Below are 18,941 nucleotides of genomic sequence, written 5' to 3'. Positions count from 1 at the left end.
GCCCCTCCTCGGTCACCGGTAGGCCCGTCGCGTGTCCGGCGGCGGGATCGTCGCGTCGTGGTACTCCACGGGGATCCCGCCCAGCGGGTAGTCCTTGCGCTGGGGGAAGCCGTCCCAGTCGTCGGGCATGAGGATCCGGGTCAGCGCCGGGTGGCCGTCGAAGACGATGCCGAACATGTCGTAGGCCTCCCGCTCGTGCCAGTCCGCCGTCGGGTAGACGCCGGTGACCGACGGGACGTGCGGGTCCTCCGCGCTCACCGCCACCTCCAGCCGGATGCGGCGCCGGTAGGTCATCGAGGTGAGGTGGTGGACGACGTGCAGCCGCGGCCGGCCCGGCGCGACCGCGGGGCCGCCGCTGTCGAGGTAGTCGACGCCGGACACGCTGCTGCACAGCTCGAAGCGCAGGGCCTCGTCGTCGCGCAGCGCCCGCACCAGGGTGAGCAGGTGCTCGCGGGCCACGAAGTAGGTGATCTCGCCGCGGTCGACCAGCACCCGCTGCACCGCGGCGGCGTAGGTGCCCTCGCCGACGGCCTCGATCAGCGCGTCGGTGACCTCGTCGAACCAGCCGCCGTAGGGCCGGTCGGTGGAGTGCAGCGCCACCGCGCCGCCCGGCTCGACGCGGACCAGCCCGCCGAAGCCCGAGGTGTCGCCGCTGCCGCTGACGCCGAACGAGCCCTTCCGGAAGCCCCCCGCGGGCGCCGTGCTGGCGTCGTACCCGGCCTCTTCGCGGCCCGGGACGACCGCCCCGCCGTCGTTGCTCACCGGGACCCCCTCTCGCCGGGCAGCAGCACCGCGTTGCCGCCGCGCTGCTCGATGGCGAACTGGCCGGCGCGGCCCTGGGCGGCCGCCTCCTCGTAGGCGCGCCGCTGCTGCTTGTCCACGCGCACGGTCGAGGGCATCTCGACGTGCAGGTCGCGCGCGGTGCCCTCCTCGCGGGCCCGCTCCAGCTCCCGCGCCCGCTTCGGGCCCAGCGGCTCGTGCTGGATCTTGTGGTGCAGCTTGAGGATCGCGTCCATGAGCATCTCCGGCCGCGGCGGGCAGCCGGGCAGGTACATGTCCACGGGGACGACGTGGTCGACGCCCTGGACGATCGCGTAGTTGTTGAACATGCCGCCCGAGCTCGCGCAGACGCCCATGGCGAGCACCCAGCGGGGCTCGGGCATCTGGTCGTAGATCTGGCGCAGGACGGGGGCCATCTTCTGGCTCACCCGGCCGGCGACGATCATGAGGTCGGCCTGCCGCGGCGAGGCGCGGAAGACCTCCATCCCGAACCGGGCGAGGTCGTAGCGGCCGGCACCCGACGCCATCATCTCGATGGCGCAGCAGGCCAGCCCGAACGTCGCCGGCCACAGCGACGACTTGCGCGTCCAGTTGACCAGCTTCTCCACGCTGGTCAGCAGAACACCGCTGGGGATCTTCTCCTCGAGACCCATGGTCAGACTCCCCTCAGTCCCACTCGAGCCCGCCGCGCCGCCACTCGTAGGCGAAGGCGAGGAAGACGGTGCCGATGAACAGGACCATCGCGACCAGGCCCCACACGCCGAGGGCGTCGTTGGCGACGGCCCAGGGGTAGAGGAAGACGATCTCGATGTCGAAGACGATGAACAACATCGCCGTCAGGTAGTACTTCACCGGGAACCGGCCCCCGGTGAGCGGCTGGTCGACCGGCTCGATGCCGCACTCGTAGGCCGCGAGCTTGGCGCGGTTGTGCCGTCGCGGCCCCACGAACGGGGCGACGGCGACCGAGAACAGCGCGAACGCCGCGGCGAGCGCGAAGAGCCCGACGATCGGGACGTATGTCGAGAGCATCAGCGGCACCCTAGGGTGATGGAGGTCACGTACGGGTCACGGTCCGGGCACGGAGCGTCGATGTCGGGGCGGATCGTCACGGCAGCCACTCAGGTCGCCGGGGTCAGTCGCAGGAGCACGGCGAGCGCGCGGTCGACGACGTCGCCGTCGCGGCCGTCGGACAGGTTGCCCATCACCCGCAGCGCGGCGTCGGTGATCGCGGGTCGGCGCAGGCCGCGCGCCATGGCCAGGCGGACCACCGCCGGGCGGGCCAGCAGCGCGAGGAAGCCCAGACCCAGGCGGTGGTGGCGGCCGAGCTCCGCGCGCAGCCGGTCGGGGTAGCGCTGCAGGACCGCCTCGCGCGCCGCACCGGCCGGCTGCCGGAGCGCGGCCACCGCGGTCTCGGCGGCCATCCGGCCGCTCTCCAGCGCGGCGCTGATCCCCTCGCCGTTGCAGGGGTTGACCGTGCCGGCGGCGTCCCCGGCGAGCAGCAGCCCGCGGGTGTAGGCCGGGCCGCGGCTGAGCGCCATGGGCAGCCCCGCGCCGCGGAGGGGGCCGACGGCGTCCTCCTCGCCCAGCCCCTCCTCGGCGGGGAAGAGGTCCAGCCACCGGCGGAGGACCGACCGCCGGTCCGCCCCGGTGCCGCGCCGGGTGTCGAGCAGCCCGTAGCCGACGTTCGCCGTCCCGTCGCCCATGCCGAAGATCCAGCCGTAGCCGGGCATGGTTTCGCGCGAGGGGCCGTCGGCGGTCAGGTCGAAGGCGATGTCGAGGTAGTCGTCGTCGCTGCGCCGGCTGCGCACGTACCCCCGCAGGGCGACCCCGAGCGGGCGGTCGGTGCGGCGCAGCAGCCCGAGCCCCTTGGCCAGCCGGCCGGAGAGCCCTTCCGCGGAGACGACCAGCGGCGCCCGCCAGGTGACCGGCTCCCGGTCCCCCACCTCGCCGCGGACGCCGACCACCTGCCCGCCCTCGTCCAGCAGCGGCTCGGTGACGGTGGTCCCGGTGACCAGGTGGGCGCCGGCGGACCGGGCGTGCCCGGCCAGGAGCGCGTCGAGCTCGCGGCGGGTGCGCACCAGGCCGTGGTCGGGCCAGGAGGCCAGCCGCGGCCAGTCGACCTCGGCGATGCGCCCGCCGCCGTGCACGCGGAGCCCGCGGCGGCGCACCCAGCCCGCCCCTGCGGTGTCGACGCCCATGTCGTGCAGCGCCTTCACCCCGCGCGGCGTCAGGCCGTCGCCGCAGACCTTCTCCCGCGGGAACTCGGCCTTCTCCAGCAGCGCGACGTCCAGCCCGGCCCCGGCCAGGTGCCACGCGGCGCTGGAGCCGGCCGGCCCGGCACCGACGACCACGACGTCGGCCGCGTGCACCGCTGTGGTCCGCGCCATCTCGCCCCTCCGGTCCGTCGTCGAGCCCGGTCGGCCTTGTGAAAGAGTTCACAAAGTCGTCGGTCCCGAGTCTAGGCCGCGGTGTGATCTAGCCGACAGACCCCCCTCGGCGCAGCGCTTCCAGCACCTCCTCGTCGGAGGTCTCGGAGAAGTCGTCGTAGGCCTGCCCGACCGATCGGAAGCCCGTCGGCGTGAGGGGGCACTCGAGGTCGTCGACGGCGCCGGCCAGCTCGGCGAGGGCTGATCGTGGGCCCACGGGGACGGCGACGGTGAGGCGTGCGGGCCCGTTCGCGCGCACCGCGGTGACGGCGACGCGCATGCTCGCGCCCGTGGCGAGGCCGTCGTCGACGAGCACGACGTGGCGACCGGCCACGACGGGGGCCGGCCGAGCGCCGCGGTAGGCCTCGGTCCGGCGGCGCAGCTCGGCGAGCTCCCGGTCGCGGACGGCGGCCACCGCGGCCGGGTCCGGGTCGAGGCGCTCGCGGACCGCGGCCACCCAGACGGTCTCCACGCGGTCGCCGACCGCGGCGAGCGCACCCATCGCCAGTTCCGGCTGCGCCGGTGCGCCGAGCTTGCGGACGACGAGGACGTCGAGCTCGGCGCCGAGGGCGCGGGCCACCTCGACCGCGACGACGACACCGCCGCGGGGCAGCCCGAGCACCAGCGCACCGGCGTCCGCACGCCCGGTGAGCGCGCCCGCCAGCACCCGCCCGGCGTCGCGGCGGTCGGCGTAACGGGCGCGCTGCACGGCGGTGCTAGACGATGGGGACCGGGTCCGACTCCGGTCGCGGCGTGCCCGGGTCGTCGGGGTCGGGCTTCGAGATCGGGTCGGGGAGCGGCTCCACCGGGTCCGTCGGCGCGGAGTCGGGATCCTGGGGCTGCGGCGTCGGAGAACTGGTCATGGCTCGACGCTAGGCCACTTCCGCCGACCTCCCCACCCCGCGCCCAGACCGCACGCGTCCACACCACGCGCCCGCACCGCACGCGTCCGCACCACGCCCGCCCATCCCGCGGGTGCAGTACCTCAGAACGGCGGCGGCTCCTCCGCCGAGACCTCCGCCCGGCGTGGTCCCGGGAGCGCCGGCTGCGCCGTGAGGTCGCGGAGACCGGGAGGCCGGGTGGTGCGGGTGACCCCGCTGGGCGTCGTCACCTGCAGGGTGCCGTCGGGCAGCAGCACGAAGCGCCAGCCGCGGGCGAAGGTCTTCAGCCGGTGGTGACTGCGGCACAGGCAGCAGAGGTTCTCGCAGGCGGTGCGACCGCCGCAGTCGTACGGCACCACGTGGTCGGCGTCGGTGCGCCCGGCCGGCCGGCCGCAACCCGGGTGCCGGCAGGTGCGGTCGCGCAGCCGGAGGAACCGCTCCTGGGCGGCGGAGGGATCGTGCCCGGCCACCGGCGCAGGGCGCCCCAGCAGCGAGCAGCCGCAGTCGGCGGCCACGCCGTGCGCCGGGCAGCCGCGGGTGGCCAGTCGGCGCAGCTCGGCGGCGGTCACGGCGGCGAGGAGCGCACCGTCGTCGTCGGTGACCGCCACCGCCAGGTTGCCGCCCGGCGGGGCCTGGACCTCCAGCGCGCCGAGCCGGGCCAGGAGTTCCCGGAGGTGGCCCGCGGTGATCGGGGTGCCGTTCACGCTGGGCCCCGCCTCGCTGCCGAGGTCGCCCGATGCGACGGGTGCACCGGTGCCTGCCGGCCGGCCCAGGGCCCCCAACGGCGCCACCACCGTGACCTGCCCGGTCATCGCCGGGCGGGAGGTGTCCCACGGCCGCAGCACCAGGGCGGCGTGCGCCTCCGCGCGGAGCACCCCGATCGGCCGGTCGTCGCCACCGGTGCGGGCGAGCTGGGCGGCCTGGTCGATGGCCGACCACATCGCCGCCGCCACCGGCGAGGGCAGCTCGGTGGTCAGCGCCGAGAGCCCGTCGCCGGTCGCGTGCACCCGCACACCGGCCCGCGCCTCGGCCTCGACGCGCCGCCGCTCCGCGAACTCCTCGTCCGCCGCGATCGCGGCAGCCACCAGCCGTGCGCGCAACCGGCCGGACGACAGCCCCGCCGCTCCGGGGAGCAGGGCGGGGACCACGGCCGCGATCACCGCGTCCGAGGCGTGGCCGAGCACACCGGCGAACACCCGGGCGCGGAACCAGGTCAGCTCACCGGCCGCGCACGCGGCCCACACCGCGGGCATCCGCTCCACCAGCACGTAGGCGTCGGACAGCACGCCGGTGGCGAACGGCCGGGAGCAGTTGAGCACCGCCGCCAGCTCGTCGGGCAGGAACTCGCTCGTCCCCGGCACCGGCGACCCCGGCCCGCGGCGGCGCGCCCCGGGATGCCCCGGCGGTGGGTCGTCGGTGTCGGGCCGGTCGGCGGCCAGCCCCATCACGAGCTCGGCCTCGTAGGCGGCGTCCATGGCCCGGCGCGCCTGCAGCCGCTGCAGCTCGGCGGCCTTCTCCGCCGCGGACAGCACCCCCACCGGCAGTCGCGCGACCGTCGGCCGCCGTTCGAGCAGCCACCCCACGAGCGCACCCTCGACCGCGCTGCGGGACAGCTCGGCGGTGGTCATGGCTCGAACATACGTGCGAGGTACGACAAGTCTGCGCCGGCTCGGCTCGGCTCGGCTCAGCCGGCCTGGGTCACCCCTTGCGGCCCCGGTGCAGCGCGACGATGCCGCCGGTCAGGTTCTGCCAGGCGACGTCCGCCCAGCCGGCCTCCTGCAGCCGGGCGGCCAGCGCCGGCTGGTCGGGCCAGGCCCGGATCGACTCGGCCAGGTAGACGTAGGCCTCGGGGTTGCTGCTCACCGCGCGGGCGATCCGGGGCAGCGCCCTCATCAGGTACTCGGTGTAGAGGGTGCGGAACGGCCCCCACGTCGGGCTGGAGAACTCGCAGACCACCAGCGTGCCGCCCGGGCGGGTCACCCGGGAGAACTCGCGCAGCGCGGCGTCGGGGTCGGCCACGTTGCGCAGGCCGAAGGAGATGACGACGCCGTCGACGCTCTCGTCGGCCAGCGGGAGCGCCATCGCGTCGCCGGCCACCTTCGGCACCGGACGGGCGGCGCCGGCACGGAGCATGCCCTGGGAGAAGTCGCAGGCGATGGCGCGCACACCACCGGCCGCCAGCTCCACCGTCGAGACCGCCGTCCCGGCCGCGACGTCCAGCACCGTCTGCCCGGGGCGGGCACCGAGCGCCTCGCGGGTGGCCCGCCGCCAGGAGGCGTCCAGGCCGCCGGAGAGCACCGTGTTGGTGACGTCGTAGCGTTCGGCGACCCGGTCGAACATCGCCGCGACCTCGGCCGGCCGCTTGTCCAGACCGGCCCTCACGCCGGCAGTGTGCGGGTTGTCTCGCCGGTCTGCCACGGCATCGACGCTACAAGGCCTCCTACTCTGATCATGCGGCCGAGCTTGCGAGGACGCCGAAGGCACAGCACCGGGGCGGGCACGGGCCCGCCGAGCGCAGCGAGGAGGACACGTGACCGCGGCCGCCCTGACCTCCCCGGCAGCGGCCGCGCGCACCGTCAGCACGGTCCGCGCCGACGCCGCGGGCGAGCTGCTCGACCTGCTGCCGGCCGGTGGCGGGCTGTCCTGGGTGCGCCGCGGCGAGGGCCTCGTCGGCTGGGGCGAAGCGGCCCGGCTCGAGGTGTCCGGCCCCCGCGCGCTCGCCGAGGCCGCCGACTGGTGGGGGGAGTACTCGGCCGGGCTGGACGTCGGCGACGACCTCGGCGTCCCCGGCTCGGGTCCGGTGCTCTTCGGCAGCATCGCCTTCGACCCGGTGGCCGGGACGTCGGTCTTCGTCGTCCCCGAGGTGGTCGTGGGGCGGCGCGGCGGCGTCGGCTGGGTCACCGCGATCGGCACCGCGGCGGAGCTGCCGGCGCCCGTCCGGGACGGCACCGGCCCCGCCCCCCGCCTGCGCTACGCCGACGGTGCGCTGGACCCCGCGAGCTGGTGCGCCGCCGTCGCGGCCGCCGTGGAGCGGATCGCCGCCGGCGACCTGGCCAAGGTGGTGCTCGCCCGAGACCTCCTGGTCTCCGCCGAACCCGCCCTCGACCCGCGGCGGCTGCTGCACCGCCTGGCCGCGCGCTTCCCCGGCTGCTGGACCTTCGCCGTCGACGGGCTGCTCGGGGCCACCCCCGAGCTGCTGCTGCGGCGCAGCGGGCGGCAGCTCTCCTCGCGCGTGCTGGCCGGCACCGCGCCGCGCGGGGCGGGCGCGGAGGATGAACGGCTCGCCGCGGCGCTGCTCGGGTCGGCGAAGGACCGGGCGGAGCACGCGCTCGCCGTCGACTCCCTGGTGCGCGCGCTGGAGCCCTACTGCGCCGAGCTGACCGCACCGGCCGAACCGGAGCTGCTCACCCTCGCCAACGTGCGGCACCTGGCCACCGACGTCGTCGGCCGCCAGCGCGCGTCGGCCGGGCTGCTGGAGCTCGTGGGGGCGGTGCACCCCACGGCCGCCGTCTGCGGCACCCCCACCACCGACGCCGCCGCGCTGATCGGTGAGCTCGAGGCCATGGACCGCGGCCGCTACGCCGGCCCGGTCGGGTGGATGGACGCCCGGGGCGACGGCGAGTTCGGGCTCGCGCTGCGCTGCGCGGAGCTCACCGGCGACGGCGGGGCGCGACTGTTCGCCGGCTGCGGCATCGTCGCCGGCTCCGACCCGGCCGCCGAGCTGGCGGAGACCCAGTCGAAGTTCGCCGCCTTCCAGGCCGCGCTGGAGTCCTGACCCGACCTCGGGAGCCGGTGTCGTTTCCGTCCAAGACCACGGACGCCGGGCTCCCTACGGTCATGGCAGAGGGACGGCACGAGGGCGCCGCCCGAGCCGAGGGGAACGAGTCCCCCTGATCAGTGGAGGCACACCATGCCGCGCCAACTCGTCTGGACAGGCTTCATGACCCTGGACGGTGTCGTCGACTCCCCCGGCGGAGCCGTCGAGGGCCACCCCAGCGGTGGCTGGGTGCTGCGGACGCCGTTCGTCCCGGAGTCGTTCGCGCTCAAGGCCGAGGAGCTCGAGGAGACGAGCGCCCTCATGTTCGGGCGGCGCAGCTACGAGGCGTTCTCCAGCAGCTGGCCCGCCTCCGAGGACCACATCGCCTACCGCGACCTGCCCAAGTACGTCGTGTCCGGCTCGTTCGGCGAGGACGCGCTCGTCGACGGCTGGGGTCCCCAGGAGATCGTGCGGACGACCGAGGACGTCGCCGCGCTCAAGCGGACCGAGGGTGGCGCGATCTTCATCCACGGAAGCGCGGAGCTGGCGCGGAACCTCGCCCACGCCGACCTCATCGACCGCTACAACGTGCTGGTGTTCCCGGTCCTGCTCGGCTCGGGCAAGAGCGTGTTCAGCCGGACCGACGAGGACCGGCGGGAGCTGTCGCTGCGGGAGTCCGAGTCGTACTCGAACGGCGTCATCAAGGCCCTCTACGACGTCGTGCGCTGAGCCGTGAGGGCGAGCGCACCGCCGGTCCCGCCGCGCAGCTGACCGGCGGTGCGCCCGATGTACCGGCGCAGCGCGCGGGCGAGGTGCGGCTCGTCGTAGTAGCCGAGGTCCGCGACGACGGCGGCGGCGGTCGCCCCGCCCAGCAACAGGGTGGTCGCGGCGCGGGCGCGTCCGATCTGCTCGATCGCACCCCGGCTCAGGCCCGTCGCGGCCCGGAAGCGGCGCTCGAGCGTGCGATCGGAACCGGGCACGCCGCCTCCGCGCAGGGCCGAGACGACCAGGGGGTCGCGCACGACGGACCCGCTGCGCACGAGCCGCTCCACCAGGGCCTCGGCATCATCCGGGCGGGGCGTCTCCCAGCGGTCGCCGTGGAGTCGGAAGTGCCGTCCGGTCGCGTCGGGCAGCTCGATCCCCGAGTCCACGAGGGCCGAGGTGGGCACCTTCCGCAGGGAGGTGCCCACCGCGAACTGGATGCCGACGAAGGCGGCACCCTCGGGCACCGGGGCGGTGCCCGTGCGGGTCTCCGGACCCGTGACGGCCGCATGCGCCACGCCGTCCTGCTCCCAGAACACGAGGCCCCAGGTCTCCGACGCCACCGACGTCATCTGCGACACCCCGGCACTGCGGCTCGTCCACACCGAGGAGATCCACGGGGAGTCGGACGCACGCGTCTCGATCTCCAGGCCCACGGCGGGAACGTATCGCGGGGTGCGCGCCCTGCCGACGGGCCGGCGCACCCGGCCGTCAGCCCAGCGCGGCGGCGGCCGCCTGCCGCAGCCGTCCGGCGAGCTCGGCCTCGGCGCGCTGGTCGGTGCCGACGACGACGACCTGCGGGCCGCCGAGCCCCAGCACCGCCTGCAGCTCCGCCGGCGTCGACACCCGCGTCGCCGGCCAGCCCAGGGACTCCGCGACCGTGACCAGGTCGCGCCCGTGCGGTGTGCCGAACACCCGCCGGTAGTCCGCGGCGTGCCGGTCCTGCCCCGGTTCGAGCTGGGCGAAGATCCCACCGCCGTCGTTGTCGGGCACGACCACGGTGAGGGCCGGCCGCGGTTCCCCCTCGCCGAGCAGCAGCCCGGTCAGGTCGTGCAGGAACGTCAGGTCGCCCATCAGCGCGAACGCCGGCCCGCCGTGCACCAGCGCGGCCCCCACGGCCGTCGAGACGGTGCCGTCGATGCCCGCGACGCCGCGGTTGGCGAGCACGGTGACGTCGGCGCGCGGCACCGCCAGCCGGTCGACGTCGCGCACCGGCGTCGAGGAGCCGAGCACCAGCAGCGCCCCCGCGGGCAGCGCGGCGACGACGTCGCGGGCCAGCCGGGCGGCGGTCAGCGCCGGAGCGCCGTCGAGCGCCGCGTCCACCGCGGCCCCCACCCGGTCGGCCGACGAACGCCAGGCGCGCACCCAGCCCGCGTCGGCCCCGGCGTCGTCGAACCCGGCGAACACCCGTGAGACGCGGGTGCTCGACCGGCCCGCGTCGGCCCACCGCGGGAAGGCGCTGACCGTCTCCACCGTGACCGCCGGGTCCGCGAGCAGCGCGCTGACCGGCCGGGAGAGCGTCGGCCGGCCGATCACCAGCACGTGCTCCGGGCGGTGCGCGGCCAGCCAGTCCACCACCCCGAGCAGCAGCACCCCGCCGCGGAGCGCACCAGGCCCGCCCCAGCACCCGCTGCTGGGCTCGGCCACGACCGGCCAGGGGAACGTCTCGTCGAGCCCGGGCGCGGCGTGCAGCGGGCCGTCCCCGGCGATCACCAGCGTCCGGGGCGGCAGCCGGTGCGCGGTCGCGGCGAACCCGGGCGAGGGCTGCGCCGCGGTCCACGGGGCGTTCCCGGGACGGCCCGCCCAGGGCCCGGTGAGCTCCGCGGGCTCGTCGTCGGGCATCAACGGCTCGCGGAGCGCCAGGTTCAGGTGCACCGGCCCGGGGTCGGCCGAGAGCGTGCCCGAGGCGATGGTCAGCGCCTTGGCGGCCAGCGAGCGCCAGTAGCGGTTCTGCTCCTCCTCGCGGCCGGCCTCGGGCACGCCGACGTCCGCGGCCCAGCGGACTGCGGCGCCGTACAGCCCGGCCTGCTCGATCGTCTGGTTGGCGCCGGTGGCGCGCAGCTCCGGGGGCCGGTCGGCGGTGAGCGCCAGCAGCGGCACCCCGCTGGCGTCGGCCTCCAGCACGGCGGCGTGCAGGTGCGCGGTCGCCGTCCCCGAGGTGGTCACCACCGGCACCGGGCGGCCGGAGCCCTTGGCCAGGCCGAGCGCGAGGAACGCCGCCGTCCGCTCGTCGATGCGCACGTGCAGCCGCAGCCGGCCGTCCCGCTCGGCCGCCGCGAGCACCAGCGCGAGCGGCGCCGACCGCGAGCCGGGGGCGAGCACGGCGTCGGTGACGCCACCGCGGACCAGCTCGTCGACCAGCACGCGGGCGAAGGCGGTGGAGGGGTTCACGCGGCGAGCACCTCGTCGATCCGGGTCAGCCACCGGGCCACGGTCCCCTCGCCGGCGGGAGGGACGCGGTCGGGCTCCGGCCGCACCACCGGCAGCGCGCCGTCCACCGGCAGCAGCGGGGACGACGACACGTCGGCGGTGAACAGCGCGACGGTCGCCAGGCCGCAGGCGAACGGCAGCTCCGGCAGGGCGGCGGCCAGCGCGACACCGGCCGCGATGCCGACCGAGGACTCCAGCGCCGAGGAGACGACGCAGGGCAGCCCGTGGGCCTCCGCCACGCGCAGCGCCGCCCGCACGCCGCCCAGCGGCTGCACCTTGAGGACGACGACGTCGCCGGCCTCCCGCAGGTCGACGGCGAGCGGGTCGGCCGAGCGGCGCACCCCCTCGTCCACGGCGACGCGGACGTCGATCCGCCGGCGCAGCGCGGCCAGCTCCGGCAGGGTGGCGCAGGGCTGCTCGACGTACTCCAGCCCCACGGCGGCGTCGAGTTCGCGGATCCGCCGCACCGCGGTGTCGACGTCCCAGGCGGCGTTGGCGTCCACCCGCATCGCGCCGCCGGGGCCGAGCGCGTCGCGCACCGCCTCGACCCGGGCGCGGTCGTGTTCGTGCGTCTGCCCCGGCTCGGCGACCTTGACCTTGGCGGTGCGGCAGCCCGAGGCGGCGACGATCGCATGCGCCCGCTCCGCGTCGACCGCCGGCACGGTGACGTTCACCGGCACGCTGGCGCGCACGGGCTCGGGGAACCCCTCGGTGGCGGCCTCGACCGCGGCGGCCCACCAGCGGCGGCTCTCGACGGCGTCGTAGTCCCAGAACGGGGAGAACTCGCCCCAGCCGGCCGGGCCGCGCAGCAGCACGCCGTCGCGCACGTCGATGCCCCGGAACCGGGTGCGCAGCGGCACCTCGTAGACCGCCAGCGCGGTGATCCCCGCCGGCAGCGCGGCGGCGGGGAGGGCGGTCACGGTGATCAGCCTATGAGAAGGACCCCCTGCCCCCCACCACTCGCAGGCTCGTGCCGGGTCCCTGCAGGGGGCCGCATAGGCTCGTCCCTCGTGGCTCGGCAGCTGACCCTCGTGGCCGCGGGCGAGCTCTCCGACGACGACGTCCGCGCGGCGCTGGACGGCGAGCGCCCGCTGGCCGTGCTGCCCGCCGGCCCGCCGTCCGTGGTCGACGCTGCCCGCGCCGTGCTCCGCCCCGAGGAGCCGCTGGAGCCGGGCACCGACCTCGTCGTCGTCACCTCGGGCTCGACCGGCGGCGGCCGCGGGGTGCTGCTGCCCGCCGCCGCGCTGCGGGCATCCGCGACCGCGACCCTCGACCGGCTCGGCGGCCCCGGCAGCTGGCTGCTGGCGCTGCCGGTGTCGGCGATCGCCGGGCTGCAGGTGCTCTGCCGCTCGCTGCTGGCCGGGCGCACCGCCACCCGCCTCGGCGCCGGGGAGCCGCTCGCCGCGGCCGTCGCCCGCATGCCGGCCGGCGACCGGCGCTACACCGCGCTGGTCCCCACCCAGCTGCGCCGGGCCCTCGACGCCGAACCGGACGCGCTGCGCGCCTTCGACGCGGTCCTGGTGGGCGGCGCGGCCACCGACCCCGCACTGCTCGCCCGCGCCCGGGCGGAGGGCGTCGCTGTCGTCACGACGTACGGCATGACCGAGACCGCCGGGGGGTGCGTCTACGACGGCGTGCCGCTGGACGGGGTCCGCGTACGCATCGCGGACGGCGGGATCGAGCTGGCGGGCGCGGTGCTGGCGCTGGGCTACCGCGGCGACCCGGAGGCCACCGCGGCCGCCTTCGCCGACGGCTGGTTCCGCACCCGCGACGCCGGCGCGCTCGACCCCGGCGGGCGGCTCACCGTGCACGGCCGGCTGGACGACGTCGTCATCAGCGGCGGGGTCAACGTGGCGCCCGCCGCCGTGGAGGCCGCGTTGCGCGAGCACCCCACCGTCGCCGACGCCGTCGTCTTCGGCCGGCCCGACGCGGAGTGGGGGCAGCGCGTCGTCGCCGCCGTCGTCCCGGCGCCCGGGGCCGTCCCCGCGCTGGCCGACCTGCGCCCGTGGGTGGCGCAGCGGCTCGGCGCTCCGGCGGCGCCGCGGCAGCTGCACCTGGTCGAAGCGATCCCCACCCTGCACACGGGCAAGCCCGACCGCCGCGCCGTCGCGGCCCGCACCCCGGAGGTCTGATGGCCACCCCTGCCCAGTGGCTGGCCGGCGCCCGCCCCCGCACCCTGCCCGCGGCGGTGGCGCCGGTGCTCGTCGGCACCGGGGCCGCGGTGGCCCTCGACGGGTTCCGGCTCGTACCCGCGCTGCTCGCGCTGGTCGTGGCGCTGGCGCTGCAGGTCGGGGTGAACTACGCCAACGACCACTCCGACGGGAAGCGCGGCACCGACGCCGACCGGGTCGGCCCGATGCGGCTGGTCGGCTCCGGCGCCGCCACGGCCCGGCAGGTGCTCGTGGCCGCGCTGGCGGCCTTCGCCGTCGCCGGGGTCGCCGGGCTCGCGCTCGCGGCGCTGTCGAGCTGGTGGCTGGTCGCGGTGGGCGCGGTCTGCATCGCCGCGGCCTGGACCTACACCGGCGGCCCGCTCCCCTACGGCTACCGGGCCCTGGGCGAGGTCTTCGTCTTCGTCTTCTTCGGCCCGGTCGCCGTCGTCGGCACCACCTACGTGCAGACCCGCACGCTGCCGGGGCTGGCGTTCGCGGTGTCGGTGCCGATCGGCCTGCTGATCGTGGCGATCCTGGTGGTGAACAACCTGCGCGACATCGAGGGCGACGCCCGGGTCGGGAAGCGCACGCTGGCGGTGCTCCTCGGCGACCGGGGCACGCGGCTGCTCTACGCCGCGCTGCTCGTCGTCCCGTTCGTCGTCGTCGCCGCGGTCGGCATCACGCGGCCGTGGGCGCTGCTGGCGCTGGCCGCCGCGCCGCTGGCGCTCGCCCCCGCGCGGACGGTGCTGGCGGGCGGCCGCGGACCGGCACTCATCGCGGTGCTGGCGTCCACCGGCGTGCTGACGCTGGGGACCGGCGTCCTCCTGGCCGCCGGGCTCGCGATCAGCTGAGCGCGGCTACTCGGCCGCGCCGCCGCTGAGCCGGTCGCGCAGGTCCTCGCGGGCCGCCCGCCGGGCGACGCTGCGCGCCGCCAGCGCCTCGGTGAGCCGTTCGCGCGAGGGCCGCAGCAGCACGTAGGAGACCGGCATCGACAGCAGCAGGCCGAACAGCAGGCCCGCGAAGCTGCCGAGACCCGCCCACCAGAGGACCAGGACGAGCGCCGCGGCGATCGCGAACCGCCCCACGGTGTACAGCAGCAGCCAGGGCAGGACCTTCGGGGGTGAGGCCGCGCCCCCCGCGGGGCCCACCGGCGCACCGGCCGGGTTCTGGTCCTGATCAGCCATGACGGCCCTCCCACTTGGTCGAGAGGACGACCGTCGTCCTCGTGCGTGCGACCCCTCTGATGCGGTTCAACGCGTCGATCGCCTCCTCGAGTGCCGCGATGTCGGTCACGCGCACCTTCAGCACGTAGTCCTCACCGCCGGCCACGCGCCAGCAGTCCTCGACGGCCGGTAGCGCGCGCAGCTCGTCCTGCACCCGCGGGTCGTCGACGGCGTCGCTCTCGATCAGGCTGACGAGCGCGGTCACCGGCAGCCCCACGGCCGCCGGGTCGACGACGGCCCGGTAGCCGAGGATCACCCCGGCCGCCTCCAGCTTGCCGACCCGCTCGTGCACGGCGGGCGAGGAGAGCCCCACCTGCCGGGCGAGCTCGGCGTAGCTGGCGCGCCCGTTGGCGCTCAGCAGCTCGACCAGCTGCCGATCCACGGCGTCGATGGTGGTTCTCCGTCCTGCCCCGGGGTACCGCTGTCGGTTGTGCGGCACCGAGTATCGCCGCCGACGTACGCTGGAGTCCGACGAGGGGGTGGGCCCGTGGTGTTCCTGGTGGTTCTCGTGGTTGCGGTCGTGGTCGTCGCCCTGGTGGTGCGCGCCGCGGCGAACGCCGGGCCCGAGGGGAGCGTGCGTCCCGCGCGCCGTCCTCAGCGGCCCAAGGGCCCGGTGAAGTTCGTGGCGCCGGACGACGACCCGGAGTTCCTCCGCGAGCTGGAGCGGCGGGCCCGCCGGGACGACGGCTCCCCGACCTGAGCTGGGCCGACTGAGCTAGGCCGCCGGCTCCGCGCCGAACAACCGGCGCCAGCCGCGCCGCGGGGGCACCTCCGCGGGAACGGGCGGCAGGGTGGCCTCCGCCTGCTGCTCGGCGGCGGCGTCGCCCGGCCACCCGAGCCCCCCGCCGCCGGGGGCGGGCTCGTCCCCCGGCCAGCCCAGGTCCCCCTCCTCCGCCGCGGCCCGGGGCTCGTGGCGGTGCCCACCGGCGGCCTCGGCCGGCCGGCCGGCGAGCGCCGCGGCGACGAGCGGGTGCGGCGACGCGCCCTCGGGCGCCTCGTGCCTACCCACGGGCCGTCTTCCCGCCTGCCGGTGCGCTGCTGGTCAGCTCCATGGGGGCATGGAAGCACGAGGGCCCGACAACGGGCAGCATTGCCGGCGCGGTCCCGCCCCGACGGGGGAGGGCGTCACTCCACCCCGGCGTAGCTGTGCAGCCCGCTGGAGACGAGGTTGACGAACGTCAGGTTGAAGATCATGACGGCGAGGCCGACCACGTTGACCCACGCCGCCGTGCGCCCCCGCCACCCGGGCGTCGTCCGGGCGTGCAGGTAGGCCGCGTAGACGACCCAGGCGACGAACGACCAGGTCTCCTTCGGGTCCCAGCCCCAGAACCGGCCCCAGGCCGCCTCGGCCCAGATGGCGCCGGCGATGACGGCGAACGTCCAGATCGGGAAGCCGAGCACCGCGGTGCGGTGCGCCACCCGGTCGAGCGTGGCGGCCGCGGGCAGCCGCGAGACGACGCCGCCGCCCTCGTCCGCACCCGGGCGGGCCTTCACCAGGTACAGGACGCTGGCGATGCCGCTGACCATGAAGATGCCGAAGCCGAGGATGGCCGCGGTGACGTGGATGGCCAGCCAGGCCGACCGCAGCGCGGCGACCACCGGCGCGGCCTCGGTGTAGAGGCCCAGCCCGATGGCCACCAGCGACAGCACGACCGGCCCCAGCACGAAGACGCCGATGTGCCGCAGGTTGGGCGTGCGCACCGCGAGCACCACGTACGCCACCACCGCGACCAGGACGACCGCCGTGGCGAACTCGTACATGTTTCCCCACGGCAGCCGGTCGGTCGCCATGCCGCGGGTGACCAGGATGCCGGTGTGGGTGAGCGCGCCCAGGACGGTGAGCCCGATCGCGACCAGCCCCCACCGGTTGCCCCGCGGGGTCTCGGCGGCCGGGGCCTGCTCGGGGGCGGCGCCGGTCGCGCCGGCGCCCACGGCGGCCAGCTCCCGGCTGCGTACCACCCGCCGGCCGAAGGCCAGCTGCGCGCAGAAGGCGAGCAGCGCGACGGAGTAGAGCGCGACGCTCACGGAGAACAGGCTGTCCGACAGCTCGGCCAGCGAGGAGTCAGTCACGCGGGGGGACCTCCGGATCGGGTGCGGTGCGGGCGGGCGGGGCCGCGGCCAGCGCGTCCCGCAGGTCGTCGGACAGGGCGTCGAACCGGGGCCCGCTCTCGCCACCGCCGCGCGTCAGCGACGCCAGCGTGAGCACGGTACCGCCGCCCCCGGCGGAGGGCTCGACCCGGGCGAACACCCGCTCGCGGCGGAGCAGCAGCATGCCGAGCAGCCCGCCGAGGAGCGCGATCGCGGCGCCCAGGACCCAGAGCTGGCCCGGGTCGTGCGAGTACTGCAGGGCGGCGAACTCCTTGACCCCGCTGAAGGTGATGCGGGTGCCGTCGGGCAGGTCGAACGACTCCCCCACCGAGAGGTTCGCCGAGCCGACCTCGGTGAGCCGGCCGCGTTCGATCTGGCTCTGGTCGAGCGAGTACACCGACTGCGGCAGCCCCGAGTCCAGGCCGAGGTAGCCGGAGTACGCGATCACCGCCACCTGCGGGGCCAGCGGCCGCGGGTCGACCGACGTCAGGACGCCGCCCTGCACCAGGCCCGTCGGGGCGAAGAAGCCCTCCAGCGCCAGCTGCTCCTCGCGCCCCGGGATGTCGGGCAGCTTGAGCGCGCCCTCGCTGGCCAACGTCTGCTGGTCGCTGGGCAGGAACGGCACGGTCAGGTCGGTGAACGTCGTCCCGTCCGGGACGGTCACGGTGAACGTCGGGCTGAAGCCGTGGCCGGTGACGTAGACGCGGTCGCCGTCGAGGCGCAGCGGGTCGTTCACGCCGATGGTGCGGGAGCGTTCCTCGCCGGCCGGGGCGCCGTAGCGGATGTCGGCGGTGAACGAGGCGGCGGTGAGGTTCTCCTCGTACTCGGCGGTGAACTGGTCGAGGTCGACGCAGAGCGGGTTGAGGTCGCCGCTGTCGACCAGCGGACCGGCGGAGTAGGTGTCGTACTGCTGGAACGAGTTGCAGAAACCCTGCCCCTCGGTGACCAGGATGCTGCCCTCGTAGCCCCACAGCTTCCCGCCGGCCAGACCGAGCAGGAGGGCGAGCAAGGAGAGGTGGAAGACCAGGTTGCCGGTCTCCTTGAGGTAGCCCTTCTCGGCCGAGAGCTCCGGGCCCCTGCCGCTGGACCCGGCGGAACGGGTATCGCCGCCGTCGCGGCGCACGACGCGGAACCGGCGCACCCGCAACTCCTCCTCGACGACGTCGAGCGCGGCGCCGGGGGCGGCCGGCGCGGCGAGGCGGCCGGAGTCGGGGAGCCGGAGCAGGTTCCGCGGGGCCGGCGGCGGCGGGGTGCGCAGCGCGCGGGCGTGCTCGGCGGCGCGCGGCACGACGCAGCCGATCAGCGAGACGAACAGCAGCAGGTAGACCGCGGCGAACCACGGCGAGCTGAAGACGTCGAACAGGTAGAGCCGGTCGAGCACCGGGGCGAGCTCGGGGTGGTCGGCGAAGTACTGGTTGACGTTGTTCTGCGACAGCGCGCGCTGCGGCAGCAGCGAGCCCGGCACGGCCGCCAGCGCCAGGAGGAACAGCAGCACGATCGCGGTGCGCATCGCGGTGAGCCGCCGCCACCAGCGCAGCAGCAGACCGCCCAGCCGCCGGCCCGCCGAGGGCCCGGGGGGCGGGGCGGGTGCGGCCGGGCGCGGGGGTGCCTCGACGCTCACAGGGCCGAGTCCCCGAAGCCGGTGGCCGCCAGCCACGAGCGCAGCCAGCCCATCATCTCGGTCCACGCGCCGGTGAGCAGCAGCAGGCCGATGAGCACCAGGACGGCGCCGCCGAAGCGGGTGACCGCACGGGCGTGCCGGCGCAGGAACGACGTGGCGCCGACGGCCCAGCGGGCGCCGAGCGCGACCAGCAGGAAGGGCACGCCCAGACCCAGGCAGTAGGCGACGCCCAGCAGCGCGCCGCGCCCTGCGGTGGCCTCGGAGACGGCCAGCGAGTAGACCGCGCCGAGCGTCGGTCCCAGGCACGGCGTCCAGCCCAGCCCGAAGACGATCCCGAGCAGCGGGGCACCGGCGAGCCCGGCGACCGGCCGGGCGGTGAGGCGCTTGGTGCGCTGCAGCAGCGGCAGCCAGCCGAGGAAGCCCAGCCCGACGACCACCGTGATCGCCCCGAAGACCCGGTTGAGGGTGTCGGCGTGCTCCACCAGGAGGCGGCCCAGCCCGCCGAACGCGGCGCCGAAGGCCACGAAGACGAGGGTGAAGCCGAGCACGAACAGCAGCGCGCCGAGCACCATCCGGCCCCGCGGCGCGCGCTCGTCCACCGTCGCCCGCACCGCCGTCGCCGTCCCACCGCCGGCGGGCGCGGGTGCGGCGGCCGCCGTCCGCGTGCCGCTGCCGACCAGCCCGGTGACGTAGGAGAGGTAGCCGGGCACCAGCGGCAGCACGCAGGGCGAGGCGAAGCTGATCAGCCCCACGAGCGCGGCGATGCCCGCGGCCACGAGCAGCGGCCCGTCGGTGACCAGGCCGGCGAAGGTCTCCCCCACGG

General features: G+C 76.3%; 21 protein-coding genes and 1 pseudogene. 5 read left to right on the top strand and 17 right to left on the bottom strand.

Annotation, left to right across the window (positions count from 1 at the left end; all coding sequences use genetic code 11):
- Positions 1-12: 12 nt before the first annotated feature.
- The 8 genes and pseudogenes from BMW62_RS11970 to BMW62_RS11940 all read right to left on the bottom strand — a co-directional run bounded on the left by BMW62_RS11970 (position 13) and on the right by BMW62_RS11940 (position 6,469).
- Positions 13-762 carry an NADH-quinone oxidoreductase subunit C gene (locus BMW62_RS11970; protein WP_091931083.1) on the bottom strand — a complete coding sequence of 250 codons (750 nt, stop codon included), beginning with the start codon at positions 760-762 and terminating at the stop codon, positions 13-15.
- 218 nt (positions 763-980) lie between these two features.
- Positions 981-1,433, bottom strand: a pseudogene (locus BMW62_RS11965) (NADH-quinone oxidoreductase subunit B family protein); the annotation flags it as partial.
- 13 nt (positions 1,434-1,446) lie between these two features.
- Positions 1,447-1,809, bottom strand: a complete 363-nt coding sequence (locus BMW62_RS11960; protein WP_091931123.1) for an NADH-quinone oxidoreductase subunit A — start codon at positions 1,807-1,809, stop codon at positions 1,447-1,449.
- An 89-nt stretch (positions 1,810-1,898) separates the two neighbouring features.
- On the bottom strand, positions 1,899-3,167 hold the full coding sequence (locus BMW62_RS11955) for a geranylgeranyl reductase family protein (protein WP_091931081.1): 1,269 nt from the start codon (positions 3,165-3,167) through the stop codon (positions 1,899-1,901).
- Between the two features lie 88 nt (positions 3,168-3,255).
- Positions 3,256-3,915, bottom strand: coding sequence for a phosphoribosyltransferase (locus BMW62_RS11950; protein WP_244523995.1), 660 nt, complete (start codon positions 3,913-3,915; stop codon positions 3,256-3,258).
- Between the two features lie 7 nt (positions 3,916-3,922).
- Positions 3,923-4,069: a hypothetical protein gene (locus tag BMW62_RS22645; RefSeq protein WP_170852347.1), complete on the bottom strand. Its 147-nt coding sequence runs from the start codon at positions 4,067-4,069 to the stop codon at positions 3,923-3,925.
- Between the two features lie 122 nt (positions 4,070-4,191).
- Positions 4,192-5,715, bottom strand: a complete 1,524-nt coding sequence (locus BMW62_RS11945; protein ID WP_091931080.1) for an HNH endonuclease signature motif containing protein — start codon at positions 5,713-5,715, stop codon at positions 4,192-4,194.
- A gap of 70 nt (positions 5,716-5,785) precedes the next feature.
- Complete coding sequence (locus BMW62_RS11940) at positions 5,786-6,469, bottom strand: demethylmenaquinone methyltransferase (RefSeq protein ID WP_244523994.1); 684 nt, start codon at positions 6,467-6,469, stop codon at positions 5,786-5,788.
- Between the two features lie 148 nt (positions 6,470-6,617).
- Between BMW62_RS11940 and BMW62_RS11935 the strand changes: the two genes are divergently transcribed.
- Together BMW62_RS11935 and BMW62_RS11930 are read left to right on the top strand one after the other, a co-directional pair.
- Positions 6,618-7,862: an isochorismate synthase gene (locus BMW62_RS11935; RefSeq protein WP_091931078.1), complete on the top strand. Its 1,245-nt coding sequence runs from the start codon at positions 6,618-6,620 to the stop codon at positions 7,860-7,862.
- Positions 7,863-7,997: 135 nt separating this feature from the next.
- Complete coding sequence (locus tag BMW62_RS11930) at positions 7,998-8,573, top strand: dihydrofolate reductase family protein (RefSeq protein ID WP_091931077.1); 576 nt, start codon at positions 7,998-8,000, stop codon at positions 8,571-8,573.
- Here the strand turns inward: BMW62_RS11930 and BMW62_RS11925 are convergent.
- From BMW62_RS11925 to BMW62_RS11915, 3 genes are read right to left on the bottom strand one after another with little or no spacing between them, the layout of a single operon-like run.
- Positions 8,555-9,262 (bottom strand): helix-turn-helix domain-containing protein, encoded by a 708-nt coding sequence (locus BMW62_RS11925; RefSeq protein WP_211435093.1) that lies wholly within the window; start codon positions 9,260-9,262, stop codon positions 8,555-8,557. The two genes, BMW62_RS11930 and BMW62_RS11925, sit on opposite strands and share 19 nt — an antisense overlap.
- Before the next feature lie 55 nt (positions 9,263-9,317).
- Positions 9,318-10,997: a 2-succinyl-5-enolpyruvyl-6-hydroxy-3-cyclohexene-1-carboxylic-acid synthase gene (menD, locus tag BMW62_RS11920; RefSeq protein WP_091931076.1), complete on the bottom strand. Its 1,680-nt coding sequence runs from the start codon at positions 10,995-10,997 to the stop codon at positions 9,318-9,320.
- Complete coding sequence (locus BMW62_RS11915; RefSeq protein WP_091931075.1) at positions 10,994-11,956, bottom strand: o-succinylbenzoate synthase; 963 nt, start codon at positions 11,954-11,956, stop codon at positions 10,994-10,996. Before BMW62_RS11915 ends, menD begins: the two co-directional genes overlap by 4 nt.
- Positions 11,957-12,046: 90 nt before the next feature.
- Here BMW62_RS11915 and menE point away from each other — a divergent pair, with 90 nt between their 5' ends.
- Positions 12,047-13,168 (top strand): o-succinylbenzoate--CoA ligase, encoded by a 1,122-nt coding sequence (gene menE, locus BMW62_RS11910; RefSeq protein ID WP_244523993.1) that lies wholly within the window; start codon positions 12,047-12,049, stop codon positions 13,166-13,168.
- Complete coding sequence (locus BMW62_RS11905; RefSeq protein ID WP_091931073.1) at positions 13,168-14,037, top strand: 1,4-dihydroxy-2-naphthoate polyprenyltransferase; 870 nt, start codon at positions 13,168-13,170, stop codon at positions 14,035-14,037. Before menE ends, BMW62_RS11905 begins: the two co-directional genes overlap by 1 nt.
- A 6-nt stretch (positions 14,038-14,043) precedes the next feature.
- On the opposite strand, the gene BMW62_RS11900 is transcribed toward BMW62_RS11905, so the two are convergent.
- Positions 14,044-14,370: a DUF4229 domain-containing protein gene (locus BMW62_RS11900; protein ID WP_091931072.1), complete on the bottom strand. Its 327-nt coding sequence runs from the start codon at positions 14,368-14,370 to the stop codon at positions 14,044-14,046.
- The gene (locus BMW62_RS11895) at positions 14,363-14,800 is read right to left on the bottom strand and encodes an Lrp/AsnC family transcriptional regulator (protein ID WP_091931120.1); all 438 of its coding nucleotides are present in this window, start codon (positions 14,798-14,800) and stop codon (positions 14,363-14,365) included. Before BMW62_RS11895 ends, BMW62_RS11900 begins: the two co-directional genes overlap by 8 nt.
- 96 nt (positions 14,801-14,896) lie before the next feature.
- Here BMW62_RS11895 and BMW62_RS11890 point away from each other — a divergent pair, with 96 nt between their 5' ends.
- Positions 14,897-15,109, top strand: a complete 213-nt coding sequence (locus BMW62_RS11890) for a hypothetical protein (protein ID WP_091931071.1) — start codon at positions 14,897-14,899, stop codon at positions 15,107-15,109.
- 15 nt (positions 15,110-15,124) lie between these two features.
- Here BMW62_RS11890 and BMW62_RS11885 read toward each other — a convergent pair whose 3' ends face one another.
- The 4 genes from BMW62_RS11885 to BMW62_RS11870 all read right to left on the bottom strand — a co-directional run bounded on the left by BMW62_RS11885 (position 15,125) and on the right by BMW62_RS11870 (position 18,939).
- Positions 15,125-15,418, bottom strand: a complete 294-nt coding sequence (locus BMW62_RS11885; RefSeq protein ID WP_091931070.1) for a hypothetical protein — start codon at positions 15,416-15,418, stop codon at positions 15,125-15,127.
- Positions 15,419-15,534: 116 nt separating this feature from the next.
- Positions 15,535-16,479, bottom strand: a complete 945-nt coding sequence (gene ccsB / locus BMW62_RS11880; protein WP_091931069.1) for a c-type cytochrome biogenesis protein CcsB — start codon at positions 16,477-16,479, stop codon at positions 15,535-15,537.
- Positions 16,472-18,118 (bottom strand): cytochrome c biogenesis protein ResB, encoded by a 1,647-nt coding sequence (locus tag BMW62_RS11875; RefSeq protein WP_091931068.1) that lies wholly within the window; start codon positions 18,116-18,118, stop codon positions 16,472-16,474. The genes ccsB and BMW62_RS11875 overlap by 8 nt, the downstream gene beginning before the upstream one ends.
- Positions 18,115-18,939, bottom strand: coding sequence for a cytochrome c biogenesis CcdA family protein (locus tag BMW62_RS11870; RefSeq protein ID WP_091931067.1), 825 nt, complete (start codon positions 18,937-18,939; stop codon positions 18,115-18,117). The genes BMW62_RS11875 and BMW62_RS11870 overlap by 4 nt, the downstream gene beginning before the upstream one ends.
- Between the last annotated feature and the right edge of the window lie 2 nt (positions 18,940-18,941).

This window comes from Blastococcus sp. DSM 46786 (assembly GCF_900109665.1).
GTDB lineage: Bacteria > Actinomycetota > Actinomycetes > Mycobacteriales > Geodermatophilaceae > Blastococcus > Blastococcus carthaginiensis.
The sequence above is the reverse complement of the archived record's forward strand: the minus strand, read 5'-3'. Positions and strand labels throughout refer to the sequence as shown.

Bases quoted from the DNA above. Each gene is read 5' to 3' on its own strand.
- BMW62_RS11960 (WP_091931123.1), bottom strand. From the start codon at position 1,809: ATGCTCTCGACATACGTCCCGATCGTCGGGCTCTTCGCGCTCGCCGCG.
- BMW62_RS11955 (WP_091931081.1), bottom strand. From the start codon at position 3,167: ATGGCGCGGACCACAGCGGTGCACGCGGCCGACGTCGTGGTCGTCGGT.
- BMW62_RS22645 (WP_170852347.1), bottom strand. From the start codon at position 4,069: ATGACCAGTTCTCCGACGCCGCAGCCCCAGGATCCCGACTCCGCGCCG.
- BMW62_RS11945 (WP_091931080.1), bottom strand. From the start codon at position 5,715: ATGACCACCGCCGAGCTGTCCCGCAGCGCGGTCGAGGGTGCGCTCGTG.
- BMW62_RS11930 (WP_091931077.1), top strand. From the start codon at position 7,998: ATGCCGCGCCAACTCGTCTGGACAGGCTTCATGACCCTGGACGGTGTC.
- BMW62_RS11905 (WP_091931073.1), top strand. From the start codon at position 13,168: ATGGCCACCCCTGCCCAGTGGCTGGCCGGCGCCCGCCCCCGCACCCTG.
- BMW62_RS11900 (WP_091931072.1), bottom strand. From the start codon at position 14,370: ATGGCTGATCAGGACCAGAACCCGGCCGGTGCGCCGGTGGGCCCCGCG.